Here is a 20,588-nt window from a genome sequence, read left to right as displayed (position 1 = left end):
CCGTCTCCCGCGTAGAATTACACAGTCTTTATTCGCCGGTCAGCCGCTGTCTGCGCCCTCTGCGCGCTTGAAGCCCGTATATCGCGCGGCAGGTTTCCCGACTCTCGGTTCCCCGGGCCGCGCCTTCCCATCTTTCGACAGTGGCTGAATGCGGCTCGGTCTGCGGAGGCGACGTACGCGCTCTCCGCTTGCCGATTACGGTGGCAGGGGCCGTTCCGGCTTCTCACCGGATTCCCTAACTCCGCGGATATGTCTTTATTAAGATGCTATATTACACATCAATGCTAAACTACCACCTGCCGACGGCTTTGTCAAATCATTTTTTTGACGGGAAAAACCAAACGGGTTTCCATCGCTCTGTTTCTACTTATTCGCCGACGCCGTGTATCGTCTTTCCGTCGACCGCCGTTACGCGCGCTTTTGACGTTCGATCTCCAGCCAATTCAACAAAGAGTCGAAGTCCGCCCGGAAAAGGCGTCGCGATATCGAAGCGAGGAAGGGGGGATGTCATATCGCCCCCGGCTGGATTCTGGTTTACAAAATCGAAACAGGATAATATTCTTCGAGCACATTGGAACACAGAGCGACGTCTTTTAACACCATTTTGGCAGCGTACCTTCTTTAATTCTGAGGAACTCTTTTTGCGATGTCAGTCTATGTCAGTCTTTATTTACTGAAAATTATGAATAAACACTAAAAATATTGTTTTATACCAGTATCCATGATATATTTATCCATACAATAAGCCCTGTGGCGAATAGCCCACAGCCCCCCGGTCGGTCTCGGCTTCGAATTGGAGTGCGGACGCGGGGTCTTTTTTTAGGAGTGATTTCCTTTGAGAAAAGCGGCCTTTTTCATCGACGGCTTCAACCTTTATCATTCGCTTGACACAAGAAAAGACTTTCGCAAATATAAATGGCTCGATCTGTGGCGTTTTTCAAAACTCATCCTCCTTCCAAATGAAGAACTTGCCGACGTTTACTACTTCACGGCCTATACGGATTGGAACCCCGACCGCAAGAAGAGGCACCAGGTTTATGTCCTCATGAATGAAAGCGTCGGCTGCAAGGTCGTTTTAGGAAAATTCCTTAAAAAAGACCGTACCAGCATGGTCAAATGCAACAAGCCCTGCCGCAGCGGGCGCGAAGAATTCTGTAAGAAGAAATTTACATCTCACGAAGAAAAAATGACCGACGTCAATATCGCCGTCAACATAGTCAAGGCCGCAGCCATGCAGACGTATGAATCGATCTATCTTCTCTCCGGAGATAACGACCTGCGCCCCGCTCTTGAAACCGCAAGGGAAATATCCCCGTCTCTGAGAATACGGGTCGTTCTGCCGATAAACGCCCAAGCAAAAACGCTTATGGATTTCTGCAAGGAACATAGCTTCAAATACATCAGAATAAAGCAGAAAGCCTTATCTGACGCCCGGTTCAGCGATCCTTTTACCGTAGGAGACACGCCGTATTCCAAACCTGCGCATTGGAATTGATACCCTTTTTATATATCCTTTGCGGGCACGCTCTTCCGCCCGGCCGGCATCCGCTTCGCGGCATTGCGCCGTTTTATACCACCGCCTTTCGCCGGTCACTTCGTCCCGTAGATCATGCCGCCGGTCGCAAGGAAAATTTTGCCGCGCAGGTATTCCGGCATGTCGATTTCGCCGGCCGTCTTTTTCATACGGATGTCGGCGGCGCCCAGCTCCAGCAGATACGCCTCCAGCGCCGACGTGCTCCCGTATGTGCCGGCGCGGTAAAAGAGGTCGTGGAAGACAAAGCCGCCGCCCGGCTTGACGACGCGCAGCGCCTCTTTTACGAGCAGCTTTTTATCAGGCTGGCTTCCAACCTCGTGGAATACGAAGTTGCTGACCGCCGCGTCGAATTCTCCGTCCTTGAAGGGCAGTTCGGCCGCGTCTCCACGGATAAACTTTATCCGCTCGCCGACTCCTTCGATAGCGGCGTTTTTCTCGCACTGTTCCTTACAATAATCCCATTTCAAGCCCCAATAGTCGAGCCCAGTGACCTCCGCCTCGGGGAAGCGCTTGGCGATCTTTACCGCTAAGGCTCCGCCGCCGCAGCCGATATCCAGGATTTTGCCGCGCCCGTCCCAGCGCAGGTTTTCGACCACGTAGTCAAGTATTTTGTCCGACAGGCGCCCGCCGCTATAAGAAAAATCCCTGTGGGCTCGGTACAGAATCTTGAAAGAAATAGCCGCAAGGCAGCAGAGCGCCGCCAAAACGGCGCGCAATGCCCAAAGCGCCGCGCGTAGCGCGGCAGACGTCCGCACGCACGGCAGGAAGCTGGCGGCGAGCAGCGCGGCTGAGATAAAAAAGACCGCCGCGCAGAGGCCGAGCAGGCGCTTGGGCACCCAATTGCCGTAGTCAGGCGACGGCCGTTCCGTTTTTTCCTCCATCTTATTACCCCCTTCGGTAAAAGCGTTTCTTTTAGTTAGTCTAAGCTAACTAATAATATAACCGCTTCGCCGCCGTTTGTCAAAACATCGCGGCCAAGCGGCGCCGGTCGCGCAACCCCGTAGGCTCGTAAAAGGGGGGCCGTAGCGCCGGCGCCTCACGGCAGCCTGCTTCGGCCGGTTTTTCGCCCGCCTTCCGCGTCCCGTCAAGGAACAGATTCGCTTCAAAAGATTCGGCAAAAAAATTTCGCCGGAATTTTTGGCCTCCGCGCGAAATATTTTTTCTATTTTTTCTCAGCTTTCGCTTTTGAGCTCTTCGGTCCTGTAGACGTTGTACCCTTCGTAATGGTAACTCGCGTCTATGCCCCTCATATAGACGCCGCGGTCGTCGATTTCGTCGGTGAGGGCCGCCCTGAGCAGCTTTTTGACATCCGCGTCCGCGACGGGGCTGCGCTCCATCGCGGCAAGATAACCGTCTTTGTCGACCCTGCTCCAGTCGACGACCATACGCAGCTCTTTCTTTAAAATCAGGTTGAGCCATATCCTCGCGCTGCGCCCGTTTCCCTCTCTGAAGGGGTGGGCGACGTTCGTCTCCACGTATTTTTCGATTATCTCTTCGAACGTCCGCTGAGGCATTTTTTCTATGCTTTCGAGCGCGGCCGCAAGGTACAGCACGGAAGCGAAGCGAAAGCCGCCCTTTGCGAGGTCGACGTCTCTGACCTTCCCGGCGAAGCCGTATATTTCGCAGAAAAGGTATCTATGTATCGCCGCAAGCGAGGAGAATGTTCCGGCTTCGAGCGTGTCGAGGAATCCGCTTTCAAACATTTCGGCGGCTTTTCGCTTGCTTATCCCCTCCTCCGCCCTCGCCAGTTCCGCGGCCGTATTTATGCCGAGTTTGTTTTCAAGAATCATATCAACGCCCCCTTGCGCAAAGCATTTTCCGCGGATTTTATATGCTCCGCGGCTTCCCTAAGCGATACGGCCGGACGGCTCGAGCGGCGCGCCGACGTCTTCCTCAGCGGCGTCTTATTCGCCGGCGAACGCCACGCTTCTCCTGACGCCCCCAATTTGTACATATTATATATAATGAATCGCATTATCAATAAATCCTCAGCGTTTTTGCCGATTTCGGAAAATAGTATCGTATGTTCTGTTAAAAATGCCGAAACGGGCAAAAACTATTGACGCAACCGCGCCGTCATCGGGGCGTTTGTCAAAATGCACGGACACGAGAAAAACTTTCATGCCGTATAGTTGGAGCCGGATGTAGGGAAACTCTACTGCGACTTCACCGTTGATTGTGACCCGAGGAATTGAAAGGCGCAAAAAGAAGAGTTTACGAAGTATACGGAGTCGGTATCTATCCCGCAAACGGGATAGCCCCGACTTTGAAAACGGGGTTCGTATGAACCCGCTTTGCAGCCCATGGGAAAAGTGCCACGCAGCGGTTACCGCCCCAGGTACATGTCGTACCAGAGCGCGCCGCCGAGTTTCAGCTCGGATCTGCCCGCAAGCTTGAAGCCGTGCCTGCCGTAAAATTTTATCAAGTGATCTTTGCAGGCGAGGGAAAAATTTTTCACTCCGTTCCGCCGGAATAGTTCGAGCGCCGCGGAGATCGTCCTTTCGCCGAGCTTCTGCCGCTGGAGCCCTGGCTCCACTATGAATGTCATTATCGCAAACGTGTCTCCCTTGGGCAGCTCTTTCGTCTCATATATCTCGTCCGTTATCCGCCGCAGCGCGGTCGGCCGGCAGACCATCGCGGCGACGATCTCGCCGGCTTCGACGGCGCCTCCTCCTGCGGCTTCGGCGACGGCGAAGCCCTCGGGGAAGGCGTGGAAGCACCAGCGCAGCCTATCCGCGGAGAGCGCTTCCTCAGGAGGAAAGGCGCCCTTTTCGATCTCCGCGATTCTCGCGACGTCGACGTCGTATGCCCTTCTCACTTTTATTTCGATCATATCTTCCCCTCCGAGTGATTTGTTCAGTATCCCTCCGCGCGGATTTTAAAAATTTTCTGCGAAGCGGAGCCGCAGCGCCTCGTGCCACATCCGCCGCCGTTCCTCGTCCCTGCCCGCGCAGGTGGGGCTCGTCGAGAGCAGCTTCCGATACGGAAGCTGCGGCGCTCCGAAATATTTGCCGTATTTCGCAAAGGCGCAGCCGCCGTTGAAGAGGATCAGCGAGACGCCGGGGTGCGACTCAAGCAGCGCCGGGATTTCGTTCGGCGTCTCGTCTTTTATTTTTCCGTCGGAACTGCCGTCCCTAGCGGCGCACTTCACGACGTCCCACAGCGCGAGCCTCCGGCGCAATATGTATTCGTAGCGCGCGCCGAAGTCGTCCGGCGGCGTCTCCCCCCAAAAGCCGTACAGTATCCGCCAGAAGGCGTTGCGCGGATGGGCGTAGTAGCGCGCGTCGGCGAGCGAGCGGTCGCCGGGTAGAGAGCCGAGTATCAGCACGCGCGAGCTGCCGTCTATTATCGGGGCGAAGCTGTATTTCATCTTTTCCCGCCCTCCCGGCCGTATCCGACGAACAGGGCGGCCGTCGGCGCCGCGCCGCCGAAGCCGGCCGGCCGTGTAATAAAAGAATACAAAAAATCATCCTCTCAAGCCTGCGGCTCTTTCACTATTATATCAAAACCCACGCGCGGAGCATCTTTGCGCCGGCGGAGCGCCGTCCGTTGCCTTTCTTTTACGCGGAGCATGACGAGGGGGCAGAGATATGCAACCGATTGAACAATCATTGACGCCGAATAAAGCCGATTGGCCTGTTGACATATTTCACGATGCCGCTATAATATTTCGTCAGCTTGAACGAACGGTGAATTTTGAAAAATTAACAAAATAATTGTTCAGGTTTATTTTTCAGCAAAAACGAAGGAGTGCGCCATTTATGAAGAAAAAAGTTTACCTGACTCTCGCCGACGGCTCCGTATGGAGCGGGCGCGGCGAAATCGGCTCGCCCGTCGAGGGGGAGGCGGTCTTCACGACGGCGTCCTGCGGTTATCCGCAGACGCTGACGGACCCCTCCTACAACGGGCAGATCGTCGTCTTTGCCTTTCCGCCGATAGGAATCTACGGCGTGGACAAGGACGCCCTCGAGAGCCGACGAGTCTGGGCGCGCGCGGCCCTCACGACCTGCCTAGACGAGACGGAGGAGGGGCGTTTCGAGGGTCTGCGCTCATGGATGGCCGAGATGGGCTGCCCCGTCATTTCCGATATAGATACCAGGGGGCTGGTTTTAAAAATCCGCGAATGCGGCTCGATGATGGGGCGCATAGACGAGGCGCCCCGCGCGCCGCAGACGAAAGAACTTCCCGCGACGCTCGTCTCGGAAGCGTCGTGCAGGGAGCCGATCTCCTACGGGGAGGGGGAGACGACGATCGCGCTGATGGATTACGGCGTGAAGGAGAATATCATACGCAGCCTTGTAAGGCGCGGCTGCCGCGTGATACGCTTCCCCCACGGCACGCCGGCCGCGGAGGTCCTGGCCTCCGGAGCGGAGGGCATATTGCTTTCAAACGGCCCCGGGGACCCCGCGCTTTTGAACTTCGAGGCCGAACAGATTTCAAAAATGCTCGGGCAGAAGCCGCTGCTCGGCGTCTGCCTCGGCAACCAGCTTCTGGCGCGCGCGTGCGGCGCGGCGACGAAAAAGCTTCCGTTCGGGCACCGCGGCGCAAATCAGCCGGTGCTGGAGAGGGCGACCGGGCGCGGGCTCGTCACCAGCCAGAACCACCAGTACGCCGTGGACGAAAATTCCCTCGCCGGGACGGAGCTCGAAGTCGCCTACAGCCATCTGGGGGACGGCACGGTGGAGGGGCTGCGCCACCGCCGCTTCGACGCGGCTTCCGTGCAGTTCCACCCCGAGGCGTCGCCGGGGCCGGAGGACGCAGCCTATATATTCGACGGCTTCATAGCGCGCGTCAAAGCCGCGAAAGGATAAAGGTGAAGGATATGAGGGACGCTGCGATAAAAACGGTCCTCGTGCTCGGCTCGGGGCCGATAAAGATCGGGCAGGCGGCCGAATTCGACTACGCCGGCACCCAGGCGTGCCGCGCGTTGAAAGAGGAGGGCTGCCGCGTCATACTGCTCAACAGCAACCCGGCCACGATACAGACGGACGATTCCGTCGCCGACCGCGTCTATATACGCCCGCTGCTTCCGCAAGTCGTGGAGGAAATCCTGAGCGAGCATCGCCCCGACGGCGTCGTCGCGACGCTCGGAGGGCAGACGGGGCTCAACCTCTGCATGGAGTGCGAGAGGCAGGGGATGTGGCGGCGGCACAAGTGCCGCGTGCTCGGCACGCAGCCCGCCGCGATAGAACGCGCCGAAGCGCGCGAGCCCTTCCGCCGCGCGATGCTCGGGGCCGGACAGCCGATAATCGCAAGCCGCGGGATTTCGTCGGTCGCCGAGGCGCAGGAATTCGCGCTGCTCAACCCGCTGCCGCTGATTCTCCGTCCGGACTTCACGCTCGGCGGCTCGGGGAATTCCGTCGTAAGGAATATAGAAAGCCTCGTCGTCCAGACGGAGGACGCACTTGCGGCGTCGCCCGCCGGGCGCGCGCTGATAGAGCGCTATCTCGAGGGGTGGCACGAAATAGAGGTCGAAGTCGTCCGCGACGGCGAGGGCAACGCACTCGCCGTCTGCGGCATGGAGAATATCGACCCGATGGGCGTGCACACCGGCGACTCGGTAGTCGTCTCGCCGACGCTGACTCTGACGGATAAAGAGTGGCAGACGCTGCGCAGCGCGGCGCTGAAAATCGTCGACGTCTTAGACATACGCGGTGCCTGCAACGTACAGTTCGCGCTTGCGGCGGACGGCTCGGAGTACGACGTCATAGAGGTGAACCCGCGCGCGAGCCGTTCGAGCGCCTTAGCGAGCAAGGCGACCGGCTATCCCATCGCGCGCATGGCCGCCAAGATAGCGCTGGGGCTGAATTTGACGGAGATGCCAAACCCCGTGACGGGCGCGGGCAGCGCCCTTTCGGAGCCGGCTCTCGACTATGTCGCGGTGAAGGTCCCGTCGTGGCCCTTCGACTCCTTCCCGCAGGCCGACCCGTCGCTCGGCCCGCGCATGAAGGCGACGGGCGAGGTGCTGGCGATAGGAGCGAACTTCGCGCAGGGGATCATGAAGGCTTACCGCTCGCTCTCCCGCGGACACGCGCTGCCGGAGAGGGCGATGCGCTCGTGGGAGACGCGCAGGCTGTGGGAGCAGGTGAACGCGCCGACCGACCTGCGCCTCGAAGCGATAACGGAGCTGCTGCGCCGCAGCTCTTCGACGGTCGAGGAGATAGCGAGGAAAACCAATATACGCAGATATTTTATCGAACAGCTCAACGCGATACAGCTTGCAGAAAAGTATCTCGAAGAGGACGGCGCGGTGAACGGGAACGTCGCAAGCGCCGCGAAGAAGGGCTTCACGGTGAGCCAGATAGCGCGGGCCGCCGACATTTCAAGGGAAGAGGCGCTGCGCATAATAGAGGAAGAAAAGTGCACGACCGGCTACCGTGAGGTCGACGGCTGCGCCGGAGAATTCCCCTCCGGCTCCGGCTACTATTACGGCGCGGCCGGGACGGGAGACGACCCGCACGAGCATAAGGGCGGCGGCATAGCGGTCATAGGCTCCGGAGCGATACGCATCGCGCAGGGAGTCGAATTCGACTACTGTTGCGTCAAGGCGGTCGAAGCGCTGCGCCGCAGGGGCATACGTGCAATAATGATCAACGTGAATCCCGAGACTGTGAGCACGGACCACGACATATCCGACGCGCTTTACCTCGAACCGCTGACGGCCGACGACGTAACGCCGGTGCTGGAGCGCGAGGAGGCACGGGGCGTCTTCGCCTGCTTCGGCGGACAGACTTCACTGCGTCTCGGCCTCGACCTTTCTGAAAGGGGGGTGAAGCTCTTCGGGCCGGACGCGGAGGTCATAGAGGCTGCGGAGGACCGCGGAAAATTTTCGCGGCTGCTCGCGAAGATGGGGCTCCCCGAGCCCGAGGGCGTAGACGTAGCGTCGATCGAGGAGGCGCGCGCGGTCGGCCGCCGTCTCGGCTACCCGCTGATGGTGCGTCCGAGCTTCGTGATCGGCGGCGTCGCGATGAAGGCCGTCTACAACGAGGAGGCGCTCGCCGCGGTTCTGTGCGAAGCGTTCGACGCCGTGCCCGGGCAGAAGGTAATGCTCGACCGCTTCATAGCGGGGCGCGAATTTGAATGCGACGCGGTATGCGACGGAGAGGACGTCCTCATCCCGGGGATTTTCGAACACATAGACCCCTCAGGCATACACTCGGGCGACTCGATAGCGGTCTTCCCGAGCTTTTCGCTGACCCAGGAGCAGCGCAACGGCGTGCTGGATTTCGTGAAAGCCATCTCGAAGGAGCTGGACGTGCGCGGGCTCCTCAACGTACAGTTCGTGCTCAGCGGCGGCGCCTTCTGGATCATCGAGGCGAACCCGCGCGCGAGCCGCACGGTGCCGATAGCCAGCAAAATTTCGAAACTGCCCGTGGTCGACATGGCGGTCGGCGTGGCGCTCGGAGAACGCCTGCGCGACATGCCCTACGGCGTCGGGCTTTACGGCGGTGTGCGGCAGTTCGGCGTCAAGGTGCCGGTCTTTTCGAACGACAAGCTGCCTGGGCTCGACCCTAAGCTTGGCCCGCGCATGATGTCCACCGGCGAGAGCCTGGGAATCGCCGAAAACCTGGCGGACGCGATAATGGACGGGCTCAAGGGCTCCGGCTGGACGCCGCCGGCGGCCGGGCGCCTGCTGATGAGCGTCGCCGACAGCGAAAAGGCCGACGCGATGCCGGTCGCGTCGCAGTATAAAATGCTCGGCTGGGAGATAGACGCAACCGAGGGCACCGCGGCCTATCTCAAAAAGTGGGGCGTCGAGGTCGACCCCGTGGGGCGCGGCGAGCTGGTGAAGCAGCTGCGCGCCGGCCGGTGGGACCTCGTCCTCAACATACCCGGCGGAAGCGAGAGGCACATCACCGACGGCTCGGCGATAAGGAAGCACGCCTGCGCGGTCGGGATACCCTGCCTGCACTCGATAGCGGCGGCATGGGCCGTAGCCGCGGGGCTCGGCAAAGAGGAAAGACAGCTCTGAGGAGCCGCAAAAAATAGCGGAAGCGCCGCCCTCCGACTTCGGAAAAATCGGGGGACGGCGCTTTTCTTTTCCTCTGCGCGCGGAAAAGAACAAAGCCGTGCATTCAGACAGGCTTGTCTTTGAAAAATCCTTAAGAAAATCTTCTTTTCAAAAGCTTTCCGCGCCCCGCCCGTTTATCTTTTATGTTTTTGTCACGCGGATTTGCCCAGCGCCAACGCCCTTCGCATTTTTTACCGTGAGCGGCGTTAGCCGCGAACAAATCCGTGTGACAATCATTCATCTTTTATATTTTTACCATAATAATCACAGGGCAGCAAAAAAAGAAATATGATTGACAAAACAGTTAGCTCGGGCTAACATATGTACGAAGTTAGCTTAGGGTAACTTAGGTGATTTGAGCGTCACGGGGCTCAGCTAGAGGGATATACGCAGTGGAGCTTGGACGGCCGCCGTTTGAGAGGCCGGATTTTATTCTTAGGAGACGAAACGATGTTTAAAAAAGGGAATTTCATCAAACTGACAAAATCGCTGGCGGGAATTGCCTTAGCCGCGATTTTTATCGTCGCCTTCTGCGCCGCGCAGGATGCGGCGGCCGCGGCGAAGAAGCGGTATGAGAACTGGAAGGGCGTGGCGGCGGATATGGCCGTAGAGTTCGAGGAGGCCCAGAAGGACATCCAGGCCGACCGCTACAAAGACGCCTACAAACACGTCAACGACGCCTATTTCGGCTACTATGAGGTGCAGGGCTTTGAGAAGAACGTCATGGTGGCCATCGCTGCGGAACGAGTCAACCACATCGAGGGGCAGTTCAGCGCCATCAAACACGTCCTGCTGGGAAATGAAGAAAGCACGAAGGAAGATCTGCTTCAGCAGGTCGAAGGATTAAAGATCAAGGTCTACAAGGATGCGATGGTCTTAGACGGCGACATCGACAGTTCGGAGCCCGACAGCGCCGGCGAGGCCCTCTACGCCGACACGGGCATGGCCAGGCCAGAGCTGGCGGCGCGGCGGAGCGGCGCCGAGACTGCCGGAGCAAAGCCGGCGGAGAGCGTCGCGCCTGCGACGGAGACGGCAAAGAAGAAGGCTCCCGCAAGCCGCGAGTGGGTAACCTTCCTGACGGCCTTCGGCCTGCTGGTACGCGAAGGGCTGGAAGCTATACTCGTCATAGCCGCGATCGTCGCCTATCTTATCAAGACGGGCAACAGACATATGCTAAAGGGCGTCTACGGAGGCTCTTTAGCCGCCATACTGGCCAGCATGGTGCTGGCGCTGATACTTCAGTTCGCGATGGGCGAACAGAGCGGCGTGGCGCGCGAGCTCCTCGAAGGCTGGACCATGTTCCTGGCCGTGGCGGTGCTCTTCTACGTGAGCAACTGGATGCTCTCCAAAGCCGATACAATAGCCTGGACGAGCTATATCAACGAAAAGGTACAGCAGTCGATCGACAAGAAGAGCCAGTGGACGTTGATATTTGCCGCCTTCATCGCCGTCATGCGCGAAGGCGCCGAGCTGATACTCTTCTATCAGGCGGCCTTCACGGCGGGCATGTCTGACCCCAAATATATCCTCTACGGCATCGGGGCCGGCATACTGGTGTTGGCGGCGGTCTGGGTCTGTTTCCGCTACTTCAGCGTCAAGCTGCCGCTGAAGCCTTTCTTCATTTTCACGAGCATCCTGCTCTTCCTGATGTGCATCTCCTTTATGGGCAAGGGCGTACAGGAGCTGACCGAGGCGGATGTGATCACCGGACGGACGGTCATACCCTTCATGAAGGGCTTCCAGATCGAAATCTTGAGCATCTACGACCGGGCCGAGACGCTCATCCCGCAGATCATGCTGGTCATCGCGGCAATATGGGTCACGCTGCCCCACCTCTTCCCCAAGAGGAAGAAGGAGACAAGACAGAAGCCGGCCCCGCAGCGCTAATCAATTCGATAAAGAACCCCGCGGCGCAGAAATCGCGGGGACTTTATAAATTCTCTAACTGGGAGGAATTTGTGTGAAGAAATCATTTGTTGCAGTACTGGTCATCGCTATGTCGCTGATGCTGGCCGGTGCGTCGTTCGCCGCTCCGGCGGCGGAGAAGCCGGGGGAGAGCGGATTTGTCGAGATACCCATCGGCGAAGAGATCCAGGTAGGCCCGTATAACGTCGCGGCCGTCTATTTCCAGGCCGTCGATATGTACCCCGCCGGCAAGAACCCCTCAAAAGAGGATTCCGATATGCACCTTGAGGCGGACATCCATCTGCAGCCGAAGTTCGCCGTCGCCTATGGCTTCGGCTCCGGCGAGAACATCTGGCCGGCCTACCTGACCGTGAAGTATCAGATAATCGACAAGGGCGGCAAGGTGGCCAAGGAGGGCAGCTTCATGCCTATGAACGCCGACGACGGCCCCCACTACGGCGCCAACATCTCTAAGGGGCTGAAGGTCGGAGCATACAAGCTGCGCTTCATCATCGAGCCCCCGACCGACTACCTGCTTCACACCGACCCTGAGACCGGCGTCCCAGCTAAGGGCGACGCGAAGAACTACTTCAAGACCCACACGGCGGAGTTCAACTGGAACTATACCGGCGAGCAGCTGCAGAACAAGTAGGCGGTCGATACAGCGGGGCTGCGGAGGAGGGCGCGTCAAGCCCTCGTAGGGCCGCAGCTCCTCTGCTTTGCTTCCGTCGATCGTATCGGCGGAGGGCGGAACTGGCGCCTTGGCTATTTTTAAAACCAGGCGATTTTTCTGCGGGGTCATCGTGCGCAGCCGGCTGGCGGCGTATAGAATGCCCCGCAAACTTTCGTTTTCCGCAGGCTCCCGCAGGTGGATACGCCGCTTCGCAACGGGATTCTGCGGAATATGATTGGAGGTCAGCCCTATTTTTAAGTATCTTGTAGCGGTCACGGACCATCTTGCCACGCTCGCCCTGCTGACCGGCATTATCCTCAGCTTCGCCGCACAGGCCGAGGGAAAAGCCGGCCGGCGGATCGTCTGGGCGGGGGCGGCGTGCGGATTTCTTCTGGGGTGCGCGCTATTCGGGGTCAGGATGTGGGATCCCAAAGGCATGAACCTCATACTTATGAGCTTCAACCGCTGGGTCGTGGTGGCCATAGCCGCGGTCGCCGCGCTGTCCACACTCTTCCTGCTGACCGCGCGGCGCACGGCGCGCCGCCGGGGATCGGCCGACCTGCTGCTCCTGTCGGCTTTGGCGGCTCTCTCGCTGATGTACCTTACGTCGCCGGTGATTCAGTTCACGCAGGAATTCGTCTATTTCGGAGAGAGCGGCGTCAGCACCAACGTGCTGCTGAGGGCCATCGGCTTCACCCTCGGCGTGGCGTTGTGCCTGCTTTTGTCTCTGAGCTCCTTCCAGGTCCACCGCGCGCTGAACGGCCGCGGAGGGCTTTTGTTTTTGTTCGGCTCCGTCCTCTTATTCTTCCTCGAATACGGAGTCGCCGCCGTGGCGGCGCTGCAGCGGCTGAAGGCGATACCGCTCACGGATTTCGTGTTTAAGGTCATGATCTTCGGCGACTCTCACAAGAACGCCTTCATCTTCGCACAGCTGGCGCTGGCCCTCGTCATGCTGGCCTGGGTCGTAATGACGCATCAGAAGCCGACGGGAGAGTTTGCGAACAAGGCTCTGCTGCGCAAAGAAAAGGCGCGGCTGCGCAACTGCCGCCGCTGGTCCTGGAGCCTGCTCGCCTGGGGCGTCGCCGTGATTTTCGTCGTAGTCGTGCTGCACTATCTCGACACGCGGCCGCCGGCGGAGGTAACGCCCGAGGGGTACGCGCTGGAGAACGGCATCATCACTATACCGCTCGAACAGGTCTCCGACGGACACCTGCATAAGTTCTCATATAAGACGCCGAACGGCTATGAGGTGCGCTTCCTCGTCGTTAAGAAGCCGATAGGCACGGCCTACGGATTAGGGCTCGACGCCTGTGAGATCTGCGGCATCGCCGGCTATTATGAGCGCGGCGAAGAGGAGATCGTCTGCCGCCGCTGCGACGTCGTGATGAATAAGAACACTATCGGCTTCCACGGGGGCTGCAACCCCATCCCCTTCCCATATGAGATCCGCGAGTCGAATATCTTCATCAACGTCAAGGATCTGGAGGCCAATGAGAAACGGTTCAGGTAGATGCGGCGCAGGGGGCCGGAGCCGGCGGTGCGGGGCGCCGCCCCGCCCCCCTCTCCCCGCCGCGTTCAAGGAGGCGAACGAATGTTCTGGAGAATGATAGCGCGGACTCTGGTCCGCCAGAAAGGCAAGATGTTGATGATCGCCTTCACCATAGTCCTCGGCGTCTCCCTCTCCACGGCTATGATGAACGTCATGCTGGGCGTTGGTGACAAGGTCAACCGCGAGCTCAAGGTCTACGGCGCCAATATCAACGTGCGGCACAAGGAGGCCGCTCTGATGAACGATCTCTACGGGCTCAGCGAGGGGCTCGGCGTCATGGACAAGTTCCTCTTCGAGGAGGACGTGCTCAAGCTCAAGTCGATCTTCTGGGGCTTCAACATCGTCGACTTCGCACCGATACTGGAGGGGCGCGCCGCTATCGACGGAATCGGGCCCGTGCCGCTGATCGGCACGTGGATGGCGAAGCACGCCGACCTCAATACCGGCGAGGCGGTCGACACGGGGCTGCGGGCGCTGCGCAACTGGTGGCAGATCGACCTCAAGGGCGACTGGATCGGCGAGAGGGACGACGATTACGTGATGGTCGGCAGCCTGCTGGCCGGCCGCGCGAACATCAAGGTCGGCGACAAAATCTCGCTCTTCTGGCACGGCCGCACGCGGGAGGTGACGGTGAAGGGCGTCTTCAACGACGGCGGCGCGGCCGACGAACAGATATTCGGCACGCTGCGCATGGTGCAGGAGATGATGATGCTGCCGGGCAAGGTCTCGAACATCGAGGTCTCGGCGCTCACGACGCCCGACAACGACCTGGCGCGCAAGGCGGCGCAGGACCCGAAGAGCCTCTCCCCCGAGGAGTATGAGACTTGGTACTGCACGGCATACGTAAGCGCGATATGCCATCAGATACAGGAGGTCGTGCGCAACGGAGTGGCCAAACCGGTGCGGCAGGTGGCCGAGTCGGAGGGCACGATCCTCAACAAGACGACGCTGCTGATGATACTGATCACGATTTTGAGCTCGATCGGCTCGGCGCTGGCCATTTCGAACCTGATCACGGCGAGCGTCATCGAGCGCAGCCAGGAGCTGGGGCTGCTCAAGGCGCTGGGCGCGCACAACTGGCAGATCAGCCTGCTGGTGCTCGTCGAGGTCATGCTGACCGGTCTCTTCGGCGGCGTGCTGGGGTATTTCCTCGGCATCGGCTTCGCACAGGTGATAGGGCAGACGGTCTTCGGCTCCTACATCGAGATCGCGCAGATGGTCATACCGATATTGGGCGTGATACTCTTCTTCGTCACGCTCTTCGGCAGCATCCCGGCCATCCGCTACCTGATGGCTCTCAAGCCTACGGAGGTGCTTCATGGCAAATAACGAAAGACGCGGCGGCAGGAGGAGCATGTATACGAAGATGGTGGCGAGCTCGCTGATTCGCCGCGCCTCGCGGCTGATCATCGCGGTGCTTGCGATCGCTATCGGCGCCACCATCCTCTCGGGGCTCGTAACCATCTATTACGACATCCCGCGACAGCTCGGGCGCGAGTTCCGCTCCTACGGCGCCAACCTGATCATACTGCCGACGGGAGATTCGAAGATCACGCGCGAACAGCTGCGGCGGGCGCGCGGCGTCATAGGCGCGGAGCGCGTCGTGGGCATGGCGCCGTACCGCTATCAGACGGTGAAGATCAACGAACAGCCCTACATCATAGCCGGCACCGAGCTGCCGGAGGCGGAAAAGAACAGCCCCTTCTGGTATGTAGAGGGCAAGTGGGGCTCCAAGGAAAAGCCGGAGAGCGTGATGGTCGGCAAGCAGATCGCCGAGACGCTGAACATAGGCATAGGCGACGCCTTCACGGTGCAAGGCGTCCGCTACGGCCAGCGGGCCGTGGCCTCGGCGCAGCTGCTGAGCGCCAAAGAGAATCTCGCGCGCGACGTAGCGAGCCAGAACTTCAGCAGGAAGCTCTCCGTCTGCGGCATAGTCACGACGGGCGGCGCCGAAGAGGGGTTCATCTTCGCCGATATCGACATGCTCGACGAACTGGTGGGCGACAGCTTCCGCGGCGACGTCGTGGAATGCAGCGTAGTCGCCGACGCGGCGCAGCTTGCGGAGCTGTCGGAGACGCTGAAAGATGAGCTCGGAGACGTCCAGCCGCGCGCGGTGCGCCGCCTTACGCAGTCGCAGGATATAGTCCTCGGAAAGCTGCAGGCGCTGGTGCTGCTGGTCACGGTAGTCGTGCTGATCATCACGATGATATCCGTCTACACGACGATGATGGCGATGGTGGCCGAGCGGCGGCACGAGATCGCACTAAAGAAGGCGCTGGGTGCCGAGAACGGGCTCGTGATGGGCGAGCTGCTCGGCGAGGGCGTGCTGCTGGGCTTGATCGGCGGCGCGCTCGGAGTCGGACTGGGTTTTGAATTCGCCCAGCAGGTGAGCCTGAACGTTTTCGGCAGGGCGATCCACTTCCAGTGGCTGCTCGTCCCCATAACTATAGCGGTCTTCATCGCCATAACAGTGCTGGCGTCGATACTGCCGGTGCGCAGGGTGATGGACATCCATCCGGCAATCGTACTCAGAGGTGAATAAGTTGGGAAATAAGATATTGGAATTAAAGAACGTCTCAAAGATTTACGGGGAGCTGCACGCGCTCTCGAACATCAACCTGACGGTCAACGCCGGCGACTGGCTCTCCATAATGGGGCCCTCGGGCTCTGGCAAGACGACGATGATCAACATCATCGGCTGCATGGACACGCCCTCAGAGGGGAGCGTCGTCCTGGGCGGGGTCGACATCAGCCGCGAGAGCGCCGCCAGCCTGACGAAGATACGGCGCGACAAGATCGGGCTCATCTTCCAGCAGTTCCACCTCATCAGCTACTTGACCGCCGTGGAGAACGTGATGGTGGCTCAGTATTACCACAGCATGCCAGACGAGGAGGAGGCCATGGAGGCGCTGAAGAAGGTCGGGCTCGCTTCGCGCGCCAAACATCTGCCGGCGCAGCTGTCGGGCGGCGAACAGCAGAGGGTCTGTATAGCGCGCGCGCTGATCAATTCCCCCGAGATACTGCTGGGCGACGAGCCCACAGGCAACCTCGACGAGGAAAACGAGGGGATAGTCGTGGACACCTTCCGCCGCCTGCACGAGGAGGGCGCCACTATCATCGTCGTGACGCACGACCCGGAGGTCGGCGACGTCGCACAGCGCAAGATCGTGCTGGATCACGGCAAGATCGTAGACGACATCGACCAGAGCGCCACTTTCGGGCGGGCCCTGAAGCTGAAGACAAGACAATAATGAGCTGCGGCGGCCATTTCTCTTTCCGGCTGGAGCGGGGCCGGGAAGTCTGGCGAAAGGGCCGGCGGGGCTTTCTATAATATTTAGAAGAAGGTGTTATAATGAAAAACCGTTCAATAATCATCGCGGTCGTCGTCATCGCTATAGCCGCCGCGGCTGTCCTCTATATAGCGAGCAGCACCCCCGCCTCCTACAAGGACGGCTCCTACAGCGGAGAGGCGGTCGGCGGGGCTTTCGGCGACACGAAGGTCACGGTCACCATCTCGGGAGGGAAGATCATCGCCTGCCGCATGGAAAACGTCGACAAGCTGGGGAATCCGAAGGATGAGAATTACGGCAGAGGCGGTACCGACGCCGATTACCAGCTCGCCCAGTACGCGTTGCAGGGAATGGCGAAATATCCGCAAATGCTGATAGAGATGCAAAACGTCGACAAGATGGACGCCGTTTCCGGCGCCACCGTGACGTTCAGGGAGTTCCAGGCGGCGGTCCATCAGGCGCTGGCGGAGGCCTCAAAGTAATGAGGCGGCCTTTCTCCGCGCTGACGGCGCTGCTGGGGGCGGCGCTGGCGCTCTCCCCCTTCGTTCTGTTTCCCGTCTGTACCGCGGCGGCGGCCGGCGGCGGACATATGAAGTGCTGGTACAGCGGCCTCTTCATCACCGCAATGGGCGTCGTCGTCATAGCGGCGGCGCTGTGCGCGTGGCGCGGGCGGCTCGTCGCGCCGGCCTTCGCCGTCGCGGCCGCGGCGGCGCTGCTCTGCTGGCTGGTGCCCAACGGTGTCGTCCCGATCTCCGGCGACGGCTGGAGGGCCGGCCTCTGCGGCGACGCCTCTCACGCCTGCAACACCGTGACTATGCCCGCCGTAGGCAAGCTCGTCGCAGGCACGGTGCTCGTCGGCGTCCTGGGGCTCATCGCGGGCTTCCTTCGCCGGGACGGGCGCTGAAATGGGGCACGTGCGCCTGACCGCGGCCGCCGTCGCAAAGCGCAGCATACAGAGGCGCCCCTGGCGAAGCTTCTGCCTTATCTTCGTAGTGCTGCTCTTTTCCTTCGCGCTCTTCGCTGGAAGCGTGCTGACGCTGAGCCTTTCAAGCGGCGCCGAAAGCATGGCCAACCGCCTGGGCGCGGACGTGATGATCGTGCCCGCCGGTTACGACCCGCATATCGACAGCATCCTGCTCTCGGGCAAGCCGTCGAATTTTTACCTTCCGGTCGACACGCTCGAACGCCTGAGCCGCTTCGAGGGCATCGAGCGGATGTCGCCGCAGACTTTTCTTGCGACGCTGAGCGCCTCCTGCTGTTCTTATCCGGTGCAGTTGATGGGCATCGACTTTGACAGCGACTTCCTCGTCAAGCCGTGGCTCGACGCGACGCTGCGCCGCGAATTGAAAGACGGCGAGCTGATCGTCGGCTACCGCGTGACGGGCGAGCCCGGCGACAAGATAAAGTTTTTCGGTAAGGAGCTTACCGTCGTCGGCAGGCTGGAGCAGACCGGCATGGGCTTCGACGCCGCCGTCTTCCTTAACCGTCCGACGATCGCGATGCTCGCCAAGGAGGCCGAGCGCATCATCAAACACCCGCTGGCCGCCGACGGCAGCCTGATCTCCACGGTAATGATCAAGTTGAAGCCCGGCGAAGATTCCGTGCAGACGGCGCGCGAGATGAACAGCGCCCTCAACGGCGACGGCATCTACGCGCTTTTCAGCAAGAAGTTCGTCAATTCGATCTCCGCCAGCCTCAAGACGGTCTCGTGGATGGTGCGCGGCGGCCTGTTCTTCCTCTGGCTGCTGGCGCTCGTCGTGATCGCGCTGCTCTTTGCGATGAGCCTTGCGGAGCGGCGCAGGGAGATGGGCGTGCTGCGCGCGCTCGGAGCCAGCCGCGGCAAGCTGATACGCATGGCGCTGACGGAGGCGTTTCTCGTGAGCCTTTACGGCGCGGCGCTCGGCGTGGCGCTCGGCGCCGCCGCGGTCGCGGCGGGCGGCCCCTTCGTGACGGAGGCGCTGCGTATGCCCTTCCTGCTGCCGGCGTGGCCGACGCTGATTTTCCTCGCGCTCGGCGCGGCGGCGGCCTCGCTGCTGACGGGACTGTCGGCGGCGCTGTTTTCGGCCGTGCGCGCGGCGAAAAGCGCCATCAGCGACGCGATGAGGGAGGCATGAGATGGAGCCCGTATTGAAGCTGAAAGACATCTGCAAAGAGTACAGGCGCGGCGGCGCGCCCTTCTTCGCCGTCGACCACGCCAGCCTCGAGGTCGAGCCCGGCGGCTACGTCAATATCATAGGACGCTCCGGCAGCGGCAAATCGACACTGCTGAACATAGCGGCCGGGATGCTGCCGCCGACTTCGGGCGTGGCGGAGCTGGGCGGCGTGTCACTGACGGGGAAGGACGACGCGGAGCTTTCGCGCATCCGCAACGACGGTATCGGCTTCATCCCGCAGGGCGTGTCGGCGCTGCCGGCCCTCACAGTGCTGGAGAACGTGATGCTGCCTTTCTGCCTCTATCCGCACGACGGCGACGGTGAGGGCTACGCCCGGCTGCTGCTCGACCGCTTCGGCGTCGCCGATCTGGCTGACGCTTGGCCGGGCGAGCTATCAGGCGGCGAGCTGCGCCGCGTGCTGATCGCGCGCGCGTTGATCAACCGGCCGCAGATCGTCATAGCGGACGAGCCGACTTCGGACCTCGACGTGAGGTCGACACGCGACGTCATGGAGGCCTTCGCGAAGCTGAACGCCGACGGCACGACGCTGCTGATCGTCTCGCACGACCTCGACGCGTTGAAGTACGGCAAAAGGGTCTACACGATGAGCGAGGGGCGGCTGGCGGAGGGCAACCGGCTGGCTCTGTGAGCCGGCGCCGGAACGCCGCGCCCCGAGCGGGCAAGCGCGCCTCGACCAACGAGCATCCGCGCCGCAGGTCGCCTTGCGGCGCCCTTTATATTTAAACCACCACTCGACGATCGGGCAGGGCCCCTTCCGCCATCTTCTTTTCATTATTTGATAATTTTTTTATCTATCCTATTCCATTTTTGTTAAAAATAGCTTATTATATTAGCAGATTTGTTTAAAAACCTTTTTTATCAGATCTGAGGGGGAGTGCCTATGTTGGGGAGCAAACTGCTTGATGACATTGGAAGGGAAATTTTGAAGATTCTTCAGGAGGACGGCAGGATTTCTTTTAACGAGCTCGGCAGAAAGGTAGGGCTCTCTTCGCCGGCCGTCGCCGAGCGCGTGCGCCGCATGGAGGAGGCGGGCATCATTTTGGGCTATCGCGCGGTCGTCGACCAGGCTCAGGTCGGCTATCCGATAATGGCTTACATCCGCATCGCCATCCCCGTCTCATATTTAGCGCAGGCGGACAACCTCGCGAAATCGATTCCCGAGGTCCTCGAATGCCATCACCTCACCGGCAGCGACGGCGTCATCCTTAAGGTCATAGTCTCGTCGGTTGGGCATTTAGAAGAGGTCATAAGCAAAATGGGGGCCTGCGGCATGACTACTACGGCGATCGTCCTCTCGTCGCCTGTGACTTCGCGTCCGATAGACCCGATACGTCAGCAGCAGACGCAGGGGCAGTAGAGGTTCTCCCGTTACGCCTCGCGCCCTCTTATGGTAAAATGTACAGAGTGGAAATAAGCGGCGTCGATCGCCGCTTTATTGTTGAAAAAATTCCG

General features: G+C 60.2%; 19 protein-coding genes and 1 riboswitch. Of the genes, 15 read left to right on the top strand and 4 right to left on the bottom strand.

What is annotated here, in order from left to right; translation table 11 throughout:
* Positions 1-70 precede the first annotated feature (70 nt).
* Positions 71-312, bottom strand: a riboswitch (cobalamin riboswitch).
* A 523-nt stretch (positions 313-835) separates the two neighbouring features.
* Positions 836-1,495, top strand: coding sequence for an NYN domain-containing protein (locus tag EH55_RS06980; protein ID WP_037976068.1), 660 nt, complete (start codon positions 836-838; stop codon positions 1,493-1,495).
* Positions 1,496-1,590: 95 nt separating this feature from the next.
* Here the strand turns inward: EH55_RS06980 and EH55_RS06975 are convergent, their stop codons facing one another.
* From EH55_RS06975 to EH55_RS06955, 4 genes are all read right to left on the bottom strand, one after another.
* Positions 1,591-2,415 carry a class I SAM-dependent methyltransferase gene (locus EH55_RS06975; protein ID WP_037976067.1) on the bottom strand — a complete coding sequence of 275 codons (825 nt, stop codon included), beginning with the start codon at positions 2,413-2,415 and terminating at the stop codon, positions 1,591-1,593.
* Between the two features lie 291 nt (positions 2,416-2,706).
* Complete coding sequence (gene fic / locus EH55_RS06970; RefSeq protein WP_171901053.1) at positions 2,707-3,324, bottom strand: protein adenylyltransferase Fic; 618 nt, start codon at positions 3,322-3,324, stop codon at positions 2,707-2,709.
* 536 nt (positions 3,325-3,860) lie between these two features.
* Positions 3,861-4,367 (bottom strand): GNAT family N-acetyltransferase, encoded by a 507-nt coding sequence (locus EH55_RS06960; RefSeq protein WP_037976064.1) that lies wholly within the window; start codon positions 4,365-4,367, stop codon positions 3,861-3,863.
* A gap of 45 nt (positions 4,368-4,412) precedes the next feature.
* Positions 4,413-4,904, bottom strand: coding sequence for a DNA-deoxyinosine glycosylase (locus tag EH55_RS06955; RefSeq protein WP_037976062.1), 492 nt, complete (start codon positions 4,902-4,904; stop codon positions 4,413-4,415).
* A 220-nt stretch (positions 4,905-5,124) separates the two neighbouring features.
* On the opposite strand from EH55_RS06955, the gene EH55_RS14770 reads away from it, so the two are divergent.
* The 14 genes from EH55_RS14770 to EH55_RS06890 all read left to right on the top strand — a co-directional run bounded on the left by EH55_RS14770 (position 5,125) and on the right by EH55_RS06890 (position 20,493).
* Positions 5,125-5,250, top strand: a complete 126-nt coding sequence (locus EH55_RS14770; protein WP_256261466.1) for a hypothetical protein — start codon at positions 5,125-5,127, stop codon at positions 5,248-5,250.
* Between the two features lie 45 nt (positions 5,251-5,295).
* Entirely contained in the window at positions 5,296-6,345 is a 1,050-nt protein-coding gene (locus EH55_RS06950; RefSeq protein WP_037976060.1) for a carbamoyl phosphate synthase small subunit, read from the top strand.
* Positions 6,346-6,356: 11 nt separating this feature from the next.
* Positions 6,357-9,506: a carbamoyl-phosphate synthase large subunit gene (carB, locus tag EH55_RS06945; RefSeq protein WP_037976271.1), complete on the top strand. Its 3,150-nt coding sequence runs from the start codon at positions 6,357-6,359 to the stop codon at positions 9,504-9,506.
* A gap of 489 nt (positions 9,507-9,995) precedes the next feature.
* The gene (locus EH55_RS06940) at positions 9,996-11,432 is read left to right on the top strand and encodes an FTR1 family iron permease (protein WP_037976058.1); all 1,437 of its coding nucleotides are present in this window, start codon (positions 9,996-9,998) and stop codon (positions 11,430-11,432) included.
* Positions 11,433-11,505: 73 nt separating this feature from the next.
* Positions 11,506-12,102, top strand: coding sequence for an iron transporter (locus EH55_RS06935; protein ID WP_037976056.1), 597 nt, complete (start codon positions 11,506-11,508; stop codon positions 12,100-12,102).
* Between the two features lie 256 nt (positions 12,103-12,358).
* Positions 12,359-13,633 carry a Fe-S-containing protein gene (locus tag EH55_RS06930; RefSeq protein ID WP_236617093.1) on the top strand — a complete coding sequence of 425 codons (1,275 nt, stop codon included), beginning with the start codon at positions 12,359-12,361 and terminating at the stop codon, positions 13,631-13,633.
* Between the two features lie 81 nt (positions 13,634-13,714).
* Positions 13,715-15,001, top strand: a complete 1,287-nt coding sequence (locus EH55_RS06925; RefSeq protein ID WP_037976054.1) for an ABC transporter permease — start codon at positions 13,715-13,717, stop codon at positions 14,999-15,001.
* Positions 14,991-16,214: an ABC transporter permease gene (locus EH55_RS06920; protein WP_037976052.1), complete on the top strand. Its 1,224-nt coding sequence runs from the start codon at positions 14,991-14,993 to the stop codon at positions 16,212-16,214. Before EH55_RS06925 ends, EH55_RS06920 begins: the two co-directional genes overlap by 11 nt.
* Position 16,215: 1 nt before the next feature.
* Positions 16,216-16,923 carry an ABC transporter ATP-binding protein gene (locus EH55_RS06915; RefSeq protein WP_037976050.1) on the top strand — a complete coding sequence of 236 codons (708 nt, stop codon included), beginning with the start codon at positions 16,216-16,218 and terminating at the stop codon, positions 16,921-16,923.
* Between the two features lie 101 nt (positions 16,924-17,024).
* Positions 17,025-17,444 (top strand): FMN-binding protein, encoded by a 420-nt coding sequence (locus EH55_RS06910; RefSeq protein WP_037976048.1) that lies wholly within the window; start codon positions 17,025-17,027, stop codon positions 17,442-17,444.
* Positions 17,444-17,866 (top strand): DUF4418 family protein, encoded by a 423-nt coding sequence (locus tag EH55_RS06905; protein WP_037976046.1) that lies wholly within the window; start codon positions 17,444-17,446, stop codon positions 17,864-17,866. Before EH55_RS06910 ends, EH55_RS06905 begins: the two co-directional genes overlap by 1 nt.
* A 1-nt stretch (position 17,867) precedes the next feature.
* Entirely contained in the window at positions 17,868-19,076 is a 1,209-nt protein-coding gene (locus tag EH55_RS06900; RefSeq protein WP_037976044.1) for an ABC transporter permease, read from the top strand.
* A 1-nt stretch (position 19,077) separates the two neighbouring features.
* Positions 19,078-19,764 (top strand): ABC transporter ATP-binding protein, encoded by a 687-nt coding sequence (locus EH55_RS06895; RefSeq protein WP_037976043.1) that lies wholly within the window; start codon positions 19,078-19,080, stop codon positions 19,762-19,764.
* 252 nt (positions 19,765-20,016) lie between these two features.
* A complete protein-coding gene (locus EH55_RS06890) occupies positions 20,017-20,493 on the top strand; it encodes an Lrp/AsnC family transcriptional regulator (protein ID WP_037976041.1) in 477 nt (158 codons plus the stop codon).
* Positions 20,494-20,588: the final 95 nt, after the last annotated feature.

This window comes from Synergistes jonesii (assembly GCF_000712295.1).
Classification (GTDB): Bacteria; Synergistota; Synergistia; order Synergistales; family Synergistaceae; genus Synergistes; species Synergistes jonesii.
This window is presented reverse-complemented; position numbering and strand designations above follow the sequence as displayed.

Excerpts from the sequence above, each read along its gene's own strand:
- EH55_RS06975 (WP_037976067.1), bottom strand. The coding sequence starts at position 2,415 with ATGGAGGAAAAAACGGAACGGCCGTCGCCTGACTACGGCAATTGGGTG.
- EH55_RS14770 (WP_256261466.1), top strand. The coding sequence starts at position 5,125 with ATGCAACCGATTGAACAATCATTGACGCCGAATAAAGCCGATTGGCCT.
- EH55_RS06905 (WP_037976046.1), top strand. The coding sequence starts at position 17,444 with ATGAGGCGGCCTTTCTCCGCGCTGACGGCGCTGCTGGGGGCGGCGCTG.
- fic (WP_171901053.1), bottom strand. The coding sequence starts at position 3,324 with ATGATTCTTGAAAACAAACTCGGCATAAATACGGCCGCGGAACTGGCG.
- EH55_RS06910 (WP_037976048.1), top strand. The coding sequence starts at position 17,025 with ATGAAAAACCGTTCAATAATCATCGCGGTCGTCGTCATCGCTATAGCC.
- EH55_RS06925 (WP_037976054.1), top strand. The coding sequence starts at position 13,715 with ATGTTCTGGAGAATGATAGCGCGGACTCTGGTCCGCCAGAAAGGCAAG.
- EH55_RS06895 (WP_037976043.1), top strand. The coding sequence starts at position 19,078 with ATGGAGCCCGTATTGAAGCTGAAAGACATCTGCAAAGAGTACAGGCGC.
- EH55_RS06960 (WP_037976064.1), bottom strand. The coding sequence starts at position 4,367 with ATGATCGAAATAAAAGTGAGAAGGGCATACGACGTCGACGTCGCGAGA.
- EH55_RS06920 (WP_037976052.1), top strand. The coding sequence starts at position 14,991 with ATGGCAAATAACGAAAGACGCGGCGGCAGGAGGAGCATGTATACGAAG.
- EH55_RS06950 (WP_037976060.1), top strand. The coding sequence starts at position 5,296 with ATGAAGAAAAAAGTTTACCTGACTCTCGCCGACGGCTCCGTATGGAGC.
- EH55_RS06890 (WP_037976041.1), top strand. The coding sequence starts at position 20,017 with ATGTTGGGGAGCAAACTGCTTGATGACATTGGAAGGGAAATTTTGAAG.
- carB (WP_037976271.1), top strand. The coding sequence starts at position 6,357 with ATGAGGGACGCTGCGATAAAAACGGTCCTCGTGCTCGGCTCGGGGCCG.
- EH55_RS06955 (WP_037976062.1), bottom strand. The coding sequence starts at position 4,904 with ATGAAATACAGCTTCGCCCCGATAATAGACGGCAGCTCGCGCGTGCTG.
- EH55_RS06900 (WP_037976044.1), top strand. The coding sequence starts at position 17,868 with ATGGGGCACGTGCGCCTGACCGCGGCCGCCGTCGCAAAGCGCAGCATA.
- EH55_RS06940 (WP_037976058.1), top strand. The coding sequence starts at position 9,996 with ATGTTTAAAAAAGGGAATTTCATCAAACTGACAAAATCGCTGGCGGGA.